The sequence below is a fragment of the Acinetobacter sp. CIP A162 genome (assembly GCF_000367905.1).
Lineage (GTDB): Bacteria > Pseudomonadota > Gammaproteobacteria > Pseudomonadales > Moraxellaceae > Acinetobacter > Acinetobacter lwoffii.
The window spans coordinates 37848-54133 of record NZ_KB849159.1 but is presented as its reverse complement, the minus strand read 5'-3'; the positions used below and the strand labels follow the sequence as shown (position 1 = coordinate 54133).

The window sequence follows — 16286 nt, the reverse complement described above, 5'->3', positions numbered from 1 at the left end:
TTTATTTTTATGGATACTGGTTTAGCCCTTTATTTGGACTATGTTGCTATTAAACGGGTTTTTATCCATAAATACTTTGACATTGTCAGACAATCTTATGTCTATATAGCCAACTTAGGCCCATAAAAAAGGAGAATAGTGAGCTATTCTCCTTATACGGTACATCAGTCCAACCGAAAAGGTTTAAATCAGGCCATAAACCCTTGATAAATAAAATACAGGCCGACGGTGGTCAGTAGTGCAGCAAAACATTTTTTTAATACGGCCGGTGAAAGCAGATGTGCCACTTTTGCCCCCAGCTTGACCGTGAAAAAACTCATCATGCTGATCCCGATAAAGGCATAAATATGAATATAGCCAATGGTATTTGGTACGGTAACCTGCGCCTGTTTACCAAACCAGATAAAACCCAGCGCACCTGCGACTGCAATTGGCAATCCACAAGCCGCAGAGGTCGCTACGGCTTTTTGCATCACGATTCCGCAGCGATTCAGAAATGGGACGGTCAGACTTCCCCCGCCAATCCCAAAGATCGCCGATGCCACACCGATTCCACCACCTGCAGCAATTTGTACCGGGGTTGAAGGCAATTTTTGATTCGGATCAATCTGGATATGCGCTCCCTTGAACATTCTAAATGCCACCCAGACCGCAAAGAAGCCAATCATTAACTGCAAACCCTGACCAGATAAATAATCGGCAATCCCCGCACCTAGGAAAGAACCGATAATCAGACCTGGCGCCAGATTACGAAACACAGGCCATAGTACTGCCCCTCGCTGATGATGCGCCATCACCGAACTGATAGAAGTCACAATAATCGTTGCCAAGGAAGTGCCCACCGCCATATGCATAATCACGCTGGGATCGTACTGAAGCTGGGTAAAAACAATGTACAGGATCGGCACAATAATCAAACCACCACCGACCCCAAACAGGCCTGCGGTGAATCCGGCAATTGCACCAATCAATAAATATATGATTAACTCCATAACGATATTTACCACGTTTAGATTCAAATGGATGTAGAAACTCGTGAACTGCAACAACGATTAAGCGATGCAGGCCAACTCCCGGAAGTATTACTCATCAAACCGATTACCACATCGACCAATGATGATGTACGCGAATTGGCAACGAAGGGGGTGCAGCAGGTTCTGGTGTGCAGTCATGTGCAGACCCAAGGCCGTGGACAGCGTCAACGTCAGTGGATTTCACCTGAAGGGAACATCTATTTAAGCACATTGCTGCATACACAAAAACCCATCGATGGTCGTCTGGCGCTAGAAATTGCGTTAAATATCCTGCAAATGCCCAGTCTAAAAGGCCTGGAATTACAGGTGAAATGGCCGAATGACCTGTATAGCCTGCACGGAAAATGGGGCGGCATTCTGGTCGAGCCGATTTCATCTACACAGGTGGTGGTCGGTGTAGGTTTAAATATCGATCCTCTGCTCACTGACCTTCCAGATCAGCAGGTTAGCTCCTTGAACGAGTTGGGATTATCACATACCTCAAGAGTCGAGCTGATTGCCCAGTTATATCTGGCGATTCAGCAAGCCGGGCAATGGTTTAATTATGGCAGTCAAAACCTGGCGGCGCGTTTCAATCGATCGGCTGCATTTATGCAACAAACGGTTGAATTTACTGACGTGCAAGGGCAATATTCCGGTACTTTTCTCGGGATTCAGGATGATGGTGCAGTCAAGATTTTGACCGATCAGGGAATCCAGACCTTTTATCAGGGACAGCTCCGCCTTCAACACGGTGGATGAACAGGCATACAGCAATGAAAAAATTATGGTTGGATATCGGCAATACCCGGCTTAAATACTGGATTACCGAGCATGATCAGATTATTGAACAGGCAGCAGAATTACATTTACAGTCCCCTGCTGATTTGTTACTTGGCCTGATCCAGCATTTCAAAGCGCTGGGCTTGCATCAGGTAGGTCTATCCTCTGTCCAAGATAAAATCAATAATGAGCGCATTCTCAGCATTTTAGAAAGCCTGCATATTCCAGTGATTTTTGCTCAAGTACAGGCAGAATATGCCGGTCTGATCTGTGGCTATGATGAACCTTCGCAACTGGGGATTGACCGCTGGTTACAGGTACTTGCAGTGGCGACGCAAACGCATGAAAATTATTGTGTGATTAGTTGCGGTACGGCGCTGACCATTGATCTGGCGCAAGGACAACAACATTTGGGTGGATTTATTCTGCCAAATCTATACTTGCAGCGTGACTCCCTAATTCAGAATACCAAAGGCATTAAAATTCCGGATGCCGCTTTTTCTGAACTCAATCCTGGACGCAATACCATCGATGCGGTACATCATGGCATCCTACTTGGTCTGCTGAGTATCATCGAAAAAGTATTGCGTGATTTCCCTGCACAGTTGGTTTTAACTGGTGGAGATGCGCCGCTGTTTGCGCAACATCTCGCTCAGTATCAGCCCCGGATTGAACCGGATCTTTTGCTTAAAGGCCTGCAGCATTTTGCAGCTCATTTGCCAGACACTGTTTGATAATGTCCAGCAATTGCGGAAAATCGGCAAAGCCATCGGACTTGTTGAAATGCCCGGCTTTTTTGATCTCAAAAATTTGTGCATTCAAGCTATGTGCTAAACGCAAGGAAATCGGTGCAGGCACATAGGGATCATTACTGGAGATCAGCATCACCGCACGTTTATAGCTATACGGCAAGTTTTTCAGATCGAGTCGCACAGCCTGCAGTATTTTATTCAGTTCTGACCAGGCCACCAGCGGTGTATCAAAGGCCGAGACCAGAATGATGCCGCCGATCTTGTGTTGCTGCTGAATATAATGTTCCTGTAAAAATTTTAAAACACTGACGCAACTCAGGCCATGTGCAACTAAAAAGGTATGTTCATCCATGTGCGGAATGTGCAGTTTCAGATTCTGCTGCCACTCTTCTAAATCAGGCTGAAAGGGGTTGGCCAGCATAATCCGCTTGGACTCAAAACCGGCATTTTTAAGCTGGCGACTCAGCCAAGGATACCAGTGATCATTGGAGTTCGCCTGATAATCAGGGACGATATAGACTTTTTTTATTATATTTTTCATAGTGATTTACTTATTATCATTGAACGCAAATTGCGTCGACAAAAAATTAGTTTTAACCAGTCTGGAGATGGAATTCAAGTGCCTTTTTGAACACCATCTCATGTTAAACTTTAAAATTTAGCGAATACAACAACATGCTTAAACTTCGGATTTAATCAGATAAGGCTTGATCACTTTCCAGAGTTCCGGCAGATCAGTACAACCTTGAGAATCAATAAAATGCCCATGGTGCTTGGCATTCACCACAATGGCATCCAGACTGTCCGCCTGTTCCAGACTAAATTCAGGCGCAACCCGATCATCGCCTTCAGAATAGATCACTACACGCTCTGCAATCTGCTGTTTGAGTAAATCAAAATCGATCTCAGCAGCATCAATAAAAGGATTTACTTCATCCAGGCGACCCAATCGACCATTAAATCCCGCGATCAGTACCAGTTGCTGAATTTTCTGCTGTTTTAATTCTCTGGATAAGTAATGCAATGCGGCCACAGTTCCCAAGCTATGTGCGATAAAGATACTGTCCTCGTCAATTGCATCAATCTGTTCACGCATTTGCTGATCCCAGGTGTCCAGTGTCGGTGTAGGCGATGGATCCAGCCGGAGTACTTTTAAACTGACATTTTCCTGTTGGGCTTTTTCCTGAATCCATGGATACCAATTTTCTTCCGGGCTTGCAGTATAACCATGTACGACAATTACTTGGTTCATTTGAAATTTCTCTTTATTTTGTGCTGATATTCCCGAGTCTGCCTGATTGGATTTTTATTTTGGGTAAGTAAATGTTGTTTTGTTTAAACCAGTTTGACCATTTATTCGCAATAAAAAAAGGCGCATATTGCGCCTTTTTTTAAAATAAAACTTATTTCTTGTCGTTGCCGCCGAACAATGGACCCATACCACCGCCGCCGCCAAACTGTTTCTGCAAGCCGCCAAGTGATTTCATCATTTTCGCCATACCCGATGGATTGGCAAATTTTTTCATCATCTTGGCCATTTGGGCATGTTGCTTGATCAGCTTGTTGACTTCTGCCACTTCCATACCACAACCTGCTGCGATACGTTTTTTACGGCTTGGGTTCATCAAGTCCGGGTTACGGCGCTCTTTGATAGTCATCGACTGGATAATCGCTTCCATTTTCTTGACCTGCTTTTCAGGATTGGCTTGCGCCAACGCATCTTGCAGACCGGCATTGCTCATGCCAGGAAGTTTGTCCAGGAAGCCCATCATGCCGCCCATCTTGTTCATCTGCTCAAACTGCATCAGCATGTCTTCAAAGTTGAAGCTGCCGCCTTTTTGCAGTTTTTTCGCCATTTTTTCGGCTTTTTCTTTGTCGACCTTGCGTTCAAGTTCTTCGACCAAAGAAAGTACATCACCCATACCGAGAATACGCTGTGCGACACGCTCAGGATGGAATGGCTCCAAGGCATCGAGTTTCTCACCCATACCCAAGAATTTGATTGGCTTACCGGTAATCGCACGCACTGACAATGCCGCACCACCGCGCGCATCACCATCAGTTTTGGTCAGAATCACACCAGTTAAAGGCAAGGCATCGTTGAATGCTTTAGCGGTGTTTGCCGCATCCTGACCAGTCATGGCATCGACCACGAACAGGGTTTCAGTCGGGTTAATCGCTGCATGCAGCTCTTTGATTTCACCCATCATGTCATCATCGATATGCAAACGACCTGCCGTATCGACAATCAGCACATCGGCAAACTGGATTTTTGCCTGTTCAATCGCACGATTCACAATCGTAATCGGTTTTTCGTCTGCGCTGGATTCCAGGAAAATCGCACCGACTTCACCCGCGACAGTCTGTAACTGTTTGATCGCAGCCGGACGATATACGTCGGCAGAGACCATCGCGACTTTTTTCTTTTGACGTTCTTGTAAGAAGCGTGCAAGTTTTGCTGCAGTTGTTGTTTTACCTGCACCCTGCAGGCCTGCCAGCAGGACAACCACAGGTGGTTTTGCAGCGAGGTCGAGGCTTTCATTGGCCTCGCCCATCATTTTGGTCAATTCGTCATGAACGATTTTGACAAAAGCCTGCCCAGGAGATAACTGAGTCATCACTTCCTGGCCCAATGCTTCTTCCTTAACTTTCGCGATGAATTCACGAGTTACAGGTAATGCAACATCGGCCTCAAGAAGCGCCATACGCACTTCACGTAACGTATCTTTAATATTGTCTTCGGTTAGCTGCCCTGAGCCAGTAACATTTCTTAAACTCTGCGTGAGTCGTTCTGTTAAGGTATCAAACATTGCAAAATCCGCTTAAAATAGCCATGAGCAAAAAATTGTTTCTTAAAATAGAAAATTTATGCATAGAATGCTATAGGATACTGTAGTTCGCAGCGAATTTATATAAATGAATATTCATCACCCTTAAAAAGGTTTGACATGGTTAGCCTCCCCTTGGTTTATACGATCTTAGCATTAGTCGCTTATACCGCTTCCTTCTGGTATCTGTTCATTCATTTAATGTCTAAACGTGCTCCTAATCAATGGTTTGTCTCGCTAACTGCACTGCTTGGCCTGAGCCTGCATGCACTGGTTTTATATGGCGATATGCATACCTCGCTAGGCATCAATTATGATGTCTTTGCCCTGTTTTCTTTTACCTCCGGTCTAATGCTATTACTCAGCATTATTTACAGTACTTATCGTCCAATTATTGCCCTGAATCTGATCGGAATTCCAGTAGCTGCCACAGGTTTGATCCTCGGCTTTGCGTTTACTCAGCCTGCAAAAATCATCGCACAAAACTCTTTGGGTCTGGATATTCATATTATTTTGTCTTTGTCTGCTTATGCAGTATTGCTCATGGCAACCATTCAGGCCGTAATTTTACGTTTTCAGGATCGTGAGCTGAAAAAGAAGCAGAAACGCCGGGTCTGGGTCAGTTTGCTACCCTCTTATCAGGACATGGAATCGCTCCTGTTTGATATGCTGATGACCGGTTTTGTTTTACTTACCCTCGCTTTGGGCTTTGGCTTTTTCACCATCGACAATTTCTTCGCCCAGCATCTGGCACATAAAACTGCGTTCAGTATTATTTCCTGGCTGGTTTATGGTTCCCTATTAATCGGACACTGGAAGTTTGGCTGGCGTGGCCAGAAAGCCGTGCGCTTTACCCTGCTCGGTTTTGGCTTGCTGGCACTGGGTTTTATTGGGTCTAAATTTGTGCTGGAAATGATTCTAGGGCGATAATTCTGAGCCTTGAAATATTCAATTCATTGTCCAATAAACAGGCTTTAGCTTGAATATTCTTTAAACGATTATACGCCCCGCACGCACTGACAATGGCCAGCGAATCACTCTAGGCAATTCTGGATCTTCCCATTCTGGCAATAAGGCATCTGCCAGTGCATTTAATGGATTATGTCCAAGTGCTTGAGTGGCTGCTTTCACGGCTGACCAAGTACTCATATAACCAATTAACTGATAAAAATTCCATTCAACCTGTAATACCGGTGGCTGAATCACCATTTCCTGAAATGGAAATGGGAGATTTTTATATCCTTCATCTACATGGCGACGTTCAGGTGGCCAGTACAGTGCGAGTGTCACCTTATAAAAATGCTTAAAATAATGATCCAGATGTGGCTCATCCACACTGAACACGCCATAGCTAATTAAAGCCAGAATGGCATTGGGTTTAGCAATACGACGGACTTCTGCGTAGAATTTTTCGAGATTCAGCCAATGCGCTGCTTGAGCCACCGAAATCAGATCAATACTATGGTCAGCACACGGGATCTCTTCAGCGAGCGCCTGACCATACTGAATTTTTGGATGCGGTTTGGCTTGGGCAATCTGTTCACTACTCGCATCAATAGCAAGCACCTGATCAAAGTAATTCGCCAAAACTTCTGAAAGCTGTCCAGAACCACAGCCGACATCTACAGCCAATTTAGTACTTGGTGACAGCTCTGCCAATAGCTTTCCCAATGCATCCGGATAATGCGGACGAAACAAGGCATAATCCTGTGATTGCTGGGAGAAATGATCTTTAAATTCCCTGTTTTCCATATATGCTTTCCAGACCAGTTTTATTTCAGTCTAAATAGCCAGTCAGGGAATGCAGTTGGAATTTGGTTTCAGTCACTTCCTGTTTTTAAAATGCAGAATTCATCCAATGAATAGAATCATGTTCTTGACTTAGTCATTCAAGCTATTCTGCTTGATCTGATACTCTGCCTTGAAGGCTTTGTAGCTCAGCCGGTCTGCGGAGACTTCCGTTAAAGGATTGACTTCCTGCATGGAGGACAAGCAGCGCTCTGTCAGCTGAATATATTCCTGCGTTCCCTTGCTTTTCCAGGCGATTTCTTTAGCTTCCAAAGGACGGATAACCCGCGCTGGACTACCGAGCACCAATGAATTTTCCGGGATCTGAGCTTTGGCTTTAACCGTGCTATTGGCACCGATAATGGTATTTTCACCAATCTCGGCTTCATCCAGAATCACGCTGTTCATGCCGACCAATACATTTTTACGAATGATACAGCCATGTAAAATCGCGCCGTGTCCGATATGACCATATTCTTCGACCAGCGTGACATTGCCGGGAAAGCCATGAATGGTACAGGAATCCTGAACATTGGCATTTTTCTGGATGTGAATCCCGCCAAAGTCGGCTCTTAAAGTTGCGAAAGGCCCGATATATACGCCCTCTTCAATCACCACATCCCCGATCAGAACGGCTTGTGGATGTACATAAGCACGAGGGCTGACCACAGGAATCACACCATCAATGGCATAACACGGCATTATTTTATTCCTTTAAAAATGCAGAATTAGATTAGCTGACGGCTTCCAGTCGCAAACCGCCAAAGCGTTTATAGAATTGTGGATGTACCGGCGGCATCGAACCTTCCGAAGTTCGGGCGATCTCCATAAAGAATTCATCCCCTGCCGCAACCACGGTTTGATATAAATTACTGCTCAGATTACGGGCATTCAGGGAAAGCCAGTTGGATGGCAATAATTCAAAAGGCAGATTTGGATCTTTTAATAAAATCCGGCGAAATTGATGAATCAGCAAAATTCGCAGCTGAAAAGCCTGAACCGGATCCAGTTCATCTTCCTGTTCCACCAGATGAAAGAATTCCCGGAAATCCGCAATAAATTTTTCATAGCGCTGATGCAGTTCCTGCACCGGCCAGTTGGTGGCAACCATGCGTTTCACGGTTGGATAGGATTCCTGCCAGAGCTGCAAGGTTTCGGCCTTAAACACCACGACTTGGTCGGTCATTTTCAGGTTCAGCAGCAGGTTTTGCAGTTTCTGGTGATCACAGCCCGGATAGGCCATGACATTAGTGGCGATATTGGCAAAGCCCAGCCATTCCAGTTCTTTTTTCAGAACCAGTTTATTTTCCAGTTCCACTGAACTGAGCAGCACCAGATCCCACTTCTGATCCCATTCGGTATGCTGAAAACTGTAAATTTTTTGATCCGCCATAATAAAACGCTGGCGGCTGCTTTCGGTTACGCGATAATAACTGGTGCGACCAATTTTCTCAGACATCAGCCAGCCATTTTGGACCAGACGAAATACGGCAGTCCGTACCGATCGTTCATTAAATCCGAAGACATCCATGAGCTGAATTAGACTGGCCAGACTGATGATGCCACCGCGGTGAAAAATACAGTCACCGAAGATGGTCATGATTAATGAGGTTCCGCTGAGTGCTTCAGTTTGAATAAAGTCATCAATTATTTGTTTTAATTTCGGATTCATTGCGTTTAACTTTACCTTATAGAAACTGGATGATAGACCATTTGGCTATCATCTAATAGTACTTCATGCAGACTTGCGGATATCAAACACGCGCTGTGCCTTACCTTCAGAGCGTGGCAGGCTCCCTTCAGGCAACACTTCGACACTCACGGTGATTCCGACCATAGTTTTAATCTGGCCCTTAAGCTGAGTTGCCAGCTGGTGTGCCATAATGTCACTGCTATCTTTACGCATTTCGGTACGGATATGCAATGTATCCAGATGTCCCTGTTTACAAATCTGAATCTGATAGTTCGGAATGAGTTGCTGGATCTGTAAAATCTGCTCTTCAATCTGTGATGGGAAGACATTGACCCCACGGATAATCATCATGTCATCACTACGGCCGACAATTTTGTCCATACGGCGCATGGTACGTGCCGTGCCTGGCAATAAACGGGTCAGATCGCGGGTACGGTAACGGATTACCGGCATGCCTTCTTTGGTAATGGTGGTAAATACCAGTTCACCCAGTTCGCCATCTGGCAGCACTTCACCAGTTTCAGGGTGAATGATTTCAGGATAGAAATGATCTTCCCAAATGGTTGGACCATCTTTGGATTCCAGACATTCCATCGCTACGCCCGGCCCCATCACTTCTGATAAACCATAAATATCCAGCGCATCAATGCCTAGACGCTCTTCAATTTCTTTACGCATTTCATTGGTCCATGGCTCTGCACCAAAGACACCGGTTTTAATCGAACAGTTTTTGGCTGTGCCAAATTTCTTCTCAAGCGCTTCAATAATGTTCAGGCAGTAAGATGGCGTAACCATCAGTGCTGTCGGTTTAAAGTCATGAATCAGTTGCGCCTGTTTATCGGTTTGTCCGCCAGACATTGGGATCACCGTTGCACCCAAGCGTTCAACGCCATAATGTGCACCTAAACCACCCGTAAACAGACCATAACCATAAGACACCTGGATGATATCTTTACTGCTCAAGCCGGCTGCACGTAATGAACGCGCCACTACATCTGACCAGACATTAATATCATTTTGGGTATAACCGACTACGGTCGGCTGACCGGTGGTGCCAGAAGATGCATGCACACGTACAATCTGTTCCTGTGGCACAGCGAACATGCCAAACGGATAGTTATCACGTAAATCCTGTTTGGTGGTAAACGGGTATTTGGCCAGATCTTCCAGTGAGTTAAAATCGTCTGGATGCACGCCAGCATCATCGAATTTCTTTTTATAAACCGGGCTATTCTGATAAGCATGTTGCAACGTCTTTTTCATACGCTGTAGCTGAACACTGCGTAACTCATCAACCGATACTTTTTCAATTTTTTCCATTGCATTGTTATTCATATTCTTACTCCTGACGCAGTCTTCCTGACCACGGTTTAATTCATTGATTGAATGATGTGTTTAATCCATATTTTCTAAAACCAGTGCCACACCTTGACCCACACCGACACACATGGTGCAGAGTGCATATTTGCCTTTACGGCGTTTTAGTTCTTTCATGGCCGTGATCACCAGACGGGTGCCACTCATACCCAGCGGATGACCCAAGGCGATGGCACCGCCATTCGGGTTAATTCTGGAATCATCGTCTTGCAAGCCGAGTTCACGAATCACGGCCAGTGACTGCGCAGCAAAAGCTTCATTCAGCTCAATCACGTCCATCTGTTCCAGACTGAGTCCAGTCTGTTTCAGCACTTTATGTACTGCTGGCACCGGCCCAATGCCCATATATTTAGCTTCCACACCGGCACTGGCCATTCCAATCACTTTAGCTTTCGGGCGCAAACCATACTGCTCAGCAAACTGCTGATTGCCGAGTAATACGCAAGCCGCCCCGTCATTAACACCCGAAGCATTACCAGCGGTGACTGAACCGCCTTCTTTACGAAATGGGGTTTTCAAGGCTGCCAGATTATCCAGCGTCGTTTCTGCACGCGGGTGCTCGTCTTGGGAAATGGTCAGAGTGGTTTTCTTCGGACCTTTAACCTCGACTGGCAGAATTTCTTCGGCAAAAATACCTTTTTGCTGCGCTACTGCGGTTTTCTGCTGGCTGTGATAGGCAAACAGGTCTTGGTCTGCACGGCTAATCTGATACTTTTCAGCGACGTTTTCGGCAGTTTCCGGCATGCTATCGACGCCAAACTGTGCTTTAAATTTTGGGTTGATAAAACGCCAGCCAATGGTGGTGTCATAAATTTCAGGGGTACGGCTAAAGGCAGTTGTAGGTTTGGATTGCACAAAAGGCGCTCGGCTCATGGATTCTACGCCACCCGCCAAAATAAATTGAGCCTCACCCGATTTGATGGCACGGGCTGCCAGTCCAATGGCATCCAGACCTGAGGCACATAAACGGTTTACGGTCAGTGCTGAAACAGATTCAGGCAACCCTGCGAGTAAAGCAGCCATACGCGCCACGTTGCGGTTATCTTCACCGGCCTGATTGGCACAGCCTAGGATCACTTCATCCAGTTCTGCCCATGGCAAGGCCGGATGCTGATCTTTCAGATATTGAACCGGTAGCGCTGCCAGATCATCAGCACGAATGCTGCTCAGTCCACCGGCATAGCGTCCGATCGGGGTGCGAATTTCATCAAAAATATAAACCTGTTCCATGATTCTTCCTTTTAGCCAGCAACACGTAATGGTTGCTGCTGAGTTTTCTGTGCATATCCCTGCACCGCTTTCTTTGCTAAATATATACTAGTTCTATAGCGGTCTTCACCATAAATACGATACATATTTTCTAAAATTTGTAAAATTGTGTAATATCCAATTTTATCTGCCCATTCGAATGGACCACAAGGATAATTCACGCCATATTTCATAGCAGAATCAATATCTTGTTCTGATGCGATATCATGCAGTACCGCTTCACAGGCTTCATTCACCAACATGGCAATACTACGTATAACATAAAGACCGGGATGATCCTTAGACCAAATAGGTATCATATCCATACCTATGAGGAATAGCTCCACTGCCTGGCGTTGTTCAGCACTACATGCTGGTGATGCAACGACTGGAATCGATTGGGCATTTTCCCAATCTGCATGCCAATCCATCAACACCACAGGCTCATGCGGATAAGCCAGTTCAACTGATTCGCCAAGCGATAATCGCAGAGAAAGGTCACCAATCAGGATTTCATTCTGTTCTGCTGCCTGAAAACTCAGCTCTACATGAGAGGCCTGTTTTAAACGTTCAATCAGTACTGAGGAATGTAGCCATTCACCTTTTACTGTGACTTTGAGCTTATTCAGCGACTTGGCATAACACACTGGCAATTCATATACAGGCGTAGGCTTGGCCTGAGCGTAATCATAAAAACCCTGACCGGACTTGCGACCATAACAACCGGCATCGACCAGTTCTTTTTGAATCAAGGACGGGCGGTAGCGTGGCTCATAGAAAAATTCCTGATAGACACTTTGTGTGACCGAGAAATTCACATCCTGCCCAATCAGATCTGTAAGTTCACACGGCCCCATGGCAAAACGGCCACATTCGCGCATGATGTAATCGAGCTGTTCCGGGATGGTGGCATTTTCCTGCAAGGCACGAAAGGCTTCGGCATAATAAGGCCGCGCGACACGATTGACGATAAAGCCGGGGGTCGATTTGGCCCGTACCGGGACTTTGTTCCAATCCTTCATCAGCTCAAATACTGCATCGGCAAGGACTGCTGAAGTTTTCAGTCCGCGGATAATCTCGACCAGTTTCATTACCGGTGCCGGATTAAAGAAATGCAGTCCAATCACCCGCTCCGGATGCGGAATAGCCGAGGCAATTGCGGTAATGGAAATCGATGAGGTATTGGACGCAAAAATCGTCTGTTCCGGGCAAATGGTAGCCAGCTGCTGAAACAGGGTTTGCTTCACTTCCTTCTTTTCGACAATGGCTTCAATAATGAGGCCCGCATCGGCCAGCTGCTGGATGTCCTCTGCCACGATCAGATTGGCCAAAGTGCTATCGAGCAGTTGCTGGCTCATTTTGCCATTCTGTACGCGCTTGCTGAGCTGCGCCTCTAAAACAGTCAAGGCACTCTGAACCTTGCTGCGATCGAGATCAAATACATAGGTCGGATGCCCGTGCATGGCTGCCAGTTGTGCAATACCAATCCCCATGGTCCCAGCACCCACCACAGCAACTTTGACTTGTTCTAAATTGATCTGTTGCATGATTTAGCATCCTTTATATTCAGGGGTGCGCTTCTGCATAAAGGCTTGCACACCTTCTTTATAATCGCTTGAACGTCCAGCCAGACGTTGCAGGTCACGCTCCAGAATCAGCTGCTCATCCAGATTGTTGTCAGCTGCGGCATGAATGGCTTTTTTAATCAGCGACAGACCATAGGTCGGTTGCTGCGCCAGATGCTCTGCCAGTTTTTTCGCTTCTGCTTGCAGTTGCTCATCTTCAACCACCTGCCAGATCATGCCCAGTTGTACTGCGCGCTCAGCCGGAATTTTATCGCCCAGCATCGCTAAGCCCATCGCCTGGGCACGCCCGACCAGACGCGGCAGGAACCAGGTACCGCCTGAATCTGGCACTAAACCTAGACGGCAAAAAGCCTGAATAAAAGAAGCCGATTTTGCTGCCACCACAATGTCACAAGCCAAGGCGATATTGGCGCCAGCACCTGCTGCCACGCCATTCACCGCACAGATCACTGGTTTTGGCATCTCGGTAATCAGTTTGATCAAAGGGTTATAATATTTTTCAATTGACAGGCCTAAGTCCGGTGCATCGGCATTCGGATCGACCACACGATCATTCAGATCCTGACCAGCACAGAAACCACGCCCTTCGGCTGAAATCACCACTGCACGAATCTGGCTGTCTTTGGCCCAGGCTTTCATGACACTGGACACTTCCTGATGCATGGTTTCATTAAAACTGTTGAGCTGTTTTGGACGGTTAAAGGTCAGGTAGCCCACTGCATTTTTTTCTTCGACAATAATTGTTTGATAATCCATTACACACCTCTAAATTCTGGTTTTCTTTTTTCTAAAAATGCATTGATGCCTTCCTGGCGATCTTGGGTCGCCGCCAGCCAGACAAAATGTTGACGCTCGAGCTTCAATCCCTGACTTAAAGTCACTTCATGAATCGACTTTAAGGATTGCTTGATGGCACGAATAGCCAGCGGTGCCTGCTTGGCAATTTTTTCTGCCAGCTCCAGTGCGTATTGCACGGTCAGTTCTGCCGGACAAACCTGGCTGCTAATGCCATGTTGCAATGCGGTCTGTGCCGAAATCATTTCACCGGTCATGGCCCAGCGCATCGTCAATTGCTGACCGACCAGACGGGCCAGACGCTGTGTTCCACCGGCACCCGGCAACATGCCTAAGCCAATTTCAGGCAAGGCAAACTGGGCATTTTCTCCGGTCAGCACCATGTCACCATGCAAAGCCAATTCGAAACCTGCACCAAAAGCATAGCCATTTACGGCCATGATTAAAGGCTTGGAAAATTCATCAATTTTTTTCCACAGCAGTGGCCGCTGATCCTGCTGGATGCTAACCACATCTAACTGCGCCAGCTCATTTAAATCGGCACCAGCAGCAAAGCATTGTGTATTTCCGGTGATGACCACGGCTTTCACAGCAGCATCTGTTTCCAAGTCTTGTAAACAGGCTGCAATGTCTTGCAAGGTGGCATTGTTTAAGGCATTACGCTTTTCCGGGCGATTCAGCTCAATCAGTACCACACCTGGCTTGGGTGAGCTGGTTTTAATGTAAGTCATCCTTGAACTCCTGCTATGCTCAGCAATTGATTCCGTACTTATTCATCAAAACTCAGACGTACATTGGCTGTGGTCGGACGTGCCTGACAGCTCAGCACATAACCTTTCTGGATTTCGTCTTCTTCCAGACTGTAATTCACCGCCATTTCAACCTGACCTTCCAGCACCTTACATTTACAGGTGGCACAAACACCGCCCTTACAGGCATAAGGTAAGTCCGCTCCGGCACGTAGCGCAGCATCTAAAATACTGTCATCCTGTTTAGAGACTTCAACAATCAGCTCGCGACCATCGAGGATGATATTGACGCGTTCTTCACTGCGGCTTTCCATCTGCTGGGCGGTTGCTCGTGGTGCAGTCCCGGTATTGAAACGTTCGGTATGAATCTTGCTGCGCTGAATGCCCCAAGTCGGTAATACCGTTTCCACCGCCGTCATCATTTCTTCAGGGCCACAGGCAAAACAGTGATCGGCTTCAGCAGAAATCAGATTGGCCTGAAACAGCTGCTGCAATTTATCTGCGTTGATACGCCCGTTAAAAATCTCGCTATCATTCAATTCACGGGAAAAAATATTCACCAGTTGCAGACGCTCTTTAAAACGATCTTTCAGATCCATAATCTGTTCAGAAAACATGGTCTGTTTCCAAGAACGATTGCCATAGACCAAAGTAAAGGTGGCTTCCGACTGACGGTTTAAAACCGACTTCACAATGGATAAGATCGGGGTAATGCCACTGCCTGCTGCAAAACCTAAATAATGTTGACCGCCTGCCTTGGCTGCTTTTTGAAAGAACACCCCTTGCGGCGGCATCACTTCTAAAACATCGCCTGCTTTCAAATGATCATTGGCCCAGATCGAGAACTGACCCTGATCAATTTTTTTAATTGCAATACTCATATCTTCCTGAGTATCACTACAAATGGAGTAACAGCGGCGCAGCTCGCCGTCATCGCTTAAATGGCGGATGGTGAGATGCTGACCTGGCTGATATTGGAAAGCATCCAATTGTTCAGGCGCGAGATCAAAGGCAATGCAGATCGCCTGCTCGGTTTGTGGCTGAATCGATTTAATGGTTAACGGTATAAATTGGCTCATGGCAAAATCCTTCTTTTAGGTGGCGGTGTTCAGGCTTGTTATTGGTTTACCCTGACCACCGAGCAATCGTTACAATCAAATACATTTGAAATAGTCAAAAGTTTCTAAGCAGTCCCGACATTGATATAAAGCTTTACAGGCGGTTGAACCGAATTCACTTAATAATTTGCTGTTATGACTTAAGCACTGTGGACAGGTGATGCCATCGGTCAATGCCACATGCGTACCACAGCTATGTGACTGGCCTTGCGGCGGGGCAATACCATACTGCTGTAATTTGTGTTTGCCCGATTCACTCATCCAGTCCGTAGTCCAGGCTTCAGACAGATCGACAATCACTTTGACTGGCGTCAAACCGTTCGCCTCGAAAGCCTGGGTAATTTCTGCTTTTAATAAATCCGTGGCCGGACAGCCGCTATAGGTCGGCGTGAGTCGCACCACAATTTCATCCTGCTGATTCAGCTCGACGCCACGAATCATGCCCAGATCAATCACCGATAATACTGGAATCTCTGGATCAGAAACCTGCTGCAAAACGTCCCAACATTGATCTTCTACGTGTCGAATCAGATTCATGCGACTCACTCCCTGTGAT

Annotated in this window: 17 protein-coding genes; 3 read left to right on the top strand and 14 right to left on the bottom strand. The window is 46.3% G+C overall.

Going from position 1 to position 16286, the window contains the following annotated elements:
* Window positions 1-188: 188 nt before the first annotated feature.
* A complete protein-coding gene (locus F995_RS06640; RefSeq protein ID WP_004646073.1) occupies window positions 189-992 on the bottom strand; it encodes a sulfite exporter TauE/SafE family protein in 804 nt (267 codons plus the stop codon).
* Between the two features lie 27 nt (window positions 993-1019).
* On the opposite strand from F995_RS06640, the gene F995_RS06635 reads away from it, so the two are divergent.
* Complete coding sequence (locus tag F995_RS06635) at window positions 1020-1775, top strand: biotin--[acetyl-CoA-carboxylase] ligase (RefSeq protein WP_004646072.1); 756 nt, start codon at window positions 1020-1022, stop codon at window positions 1773-1775.
* A 14-nt stretch (window positions 1776-1789) separates the two neighbouring features.
* Complete coding sequence (locus tag F995_RS06630; RefSeq protein ID WP_004646071.1) at window positions 1790-2530, top strand: type III pantothenate kinase; 741 nt, start codon at window positions 1790-1792, stop codon at window positions 2528-2530.
* On the opposite strand, the gene F995_RS06625 is transcribed toward F995_RS06630, so the two are convergent.
* The 3 genes from F995_RS06625 to ffh all read right to left on the bottom strand — a co-directional run bounded on the left by F995_RS06625 (window position 2484) and on the right by ffh (window position 5358).
* On the bottom strand, window positions 2484-3089 hold the full coding sequence (locus F995_RS06625) for an RBBP9/YdeN family alpha/beta hydrolase (protein ID WP_004646070.1): 606 nt from the start codon (window positions 3087-3089) through the stop codon (window positions 2484-2486). The two genes, F995_RS06630 and F995_RS06625, sit on opposite strands and share 47 nt — an antisense overlap.
* A gap of 138 nt (window positions 3090-3227) precedes the next feature.
* Window positions 3228-3800, bottom strand: coding sequence for an RBBP9/YdeN family alpha/beta hydrolase (locus F995_RS06620; RefSeq protein ID WP_004646069.1), 573 nt, complete (start codon window positions 3798-3800; stop codon window positions 3228-3230).
* A 151-nt stretch (window positions 3801-3951) separates the two neighbouring features.
* Window positions 3952-5358, bottom strand: a complete 1407-nt coding sequence (ffh, locus tag F995_RS06615) for a signal recognition particle protein (protein WP_004279196.1) — start codon at window positions 5356-5358, stop codon at window positions 3952-3954.
* A 138-nt stretch (window positions 5359-5496) separates the two neighbouring features.
* Here ffh and F995_RS06610 point away from each other — a divergent pair, with 138 nt between their 5' ends.
* On the top strand, window positions 5497-6306 hold the full coding sequence (locus F995_RS06610; RefSeq protein WP_004646068.1) for a cytochrome C assembly family protein: 810 nt from the start codon (window positions 5497-5499) through the stop codon (window positions 6304-6306).
* Between the two features lie 60 nt (window positions 6307-6366).
* On the opposite strand, the gene F995_RS06605 is transcribed toward F995_RS06610, so the two are convergent.
* From F995_RS06605 to paaD, 10 genes are all read right to left on the bottom strand, one after another.
* The gene (locus tag F995_RS06605) at window positions 6367-7128 is read right to left on the bottom strand and encodes a class I SAM-dependent methyltransferase (RefSeq protein ID WP_004646067.1); all 762 of its coding nucleotides are present in this window, start codon (window positions 7126-7128) and stop codon (window positions 6367-6369) included.
* A 129-nt stretch (window positions 7129-7257) separates the two neighbouring features.
* On the bottom strand, window positions 7258-7866 hold the full coding sequence (locus tag F995_RS06600; RefSeq protein WP_004646066.1) for a DapH/DapD/GlmU-related protein: 609 nt from the start codon (window positions 7864-7866) through the stop codon (window positions 7258-7260).
* Window positions 7867-7897: 31 nt separating this feature from the next.
* The gene (paaX, locus tag F995_RS06595) at window positions 7898-8836 is read right to left on the bottom strand and encodes a phenylacetic acid degradation operon negative regulatory protein PaaX (protein WP_004279192.1); all 939 of its coding nucleotides are present in this window, start codon (window positions 8834-8836) and stop codon (window positions 7898-7900) included.
* Between the two features lie 63 nt (window positions 8837-8899).
* Entirely contained in the window at window positions 8900-10192 is a 1293-nt protein-coding gene (gene paaK / locus F995_RS06590; protein WP_004646065.1) for a phenylacetate--CoA ligase PaaK, read from the bottom strand.
* Between the two features lie 60 nt (window positions 10193-10252).
* On the bottom strand, window positions 10253-11464 hold the full coding sequence (pcaF, locus tag F995_RS06585) for a 3-oxoadipyl-CoA thiolase (protein ID WP_004646064.1): 1212 nt from the start codon (window positions 11462-11464) through the stop codon (window positions 10253-10255).
* Between the two features lie 11 nt (window positions 11465-11475).
* Window positions 11476-13029 carry a 3-hydroxyacyl-CoA dehydrogenase gene (locus tag F995_RS06580; protein ID WP_004646063.1) on the bottom strand — a complete coding sequence of 518 codons (1554 nt, stop codon included), beginning with the start codon at window positions 13027-13029 and terminating at the stop codon, window positions 11476-11478.
* Between the two features lie 3 nt (window positions 13030-13032).
* Window positions 13033-13824 (bottom strand): 2-(1,2-epoxy-1,2-dihydrophenyl)acetyl-CoA isomerase PaaG, encoded by a 792-nt coding sequence (gene paaG, locus F995_RS06575; RefSeq protein ID WP_004646061.1) that lies wholly within the window; start codon window positions 13822-13824, stop codon window positions 13033-13035.
* Window positions 13824-14594: an enoyl-CoA hydratase-related protein gene (locus tag F995_RS06570; protein ID WP_004646060.1), complete on the bottom strand. Its 771-nt coding sequence runs from the start codon at window positions 14592-14594 to the stop codon at window positions 13824-13826. Before F995_RS06570 ends, paaG begins: the two co-directional genes overlap by 1 nt.
* A 38-nt stretch (window positions 14595-14632) precedes the next feature.
* Window positions 14633-15691, bottom strand: coding sequence for a 1,2-phenylacetyl-CoA epoxidase subunit PaaE (gene paaE / locus F995_RS06565; protein ID WP_004646059.1), 1059 nt, complete (start codon window positions 15689-15691; stop codon window positions 14633-14635).
* 75 nt (window positions 15692-15766) lie between these two features.
* Window positions 15767-16267, bottom strand: a complete 501-nt coding sequence (gene paaD / locus F995_RS06560) for a 1,2-phenylacetyl-CoA epoxidase subunit PaaD (RefSeq protein ID WP_004646058.1) — start codon at window positions 16265-16267, stop codon at window positions 15767-15769.
* Between the last annotated feature and the right edge of the window lie 19 nt (window positions 16268-16286).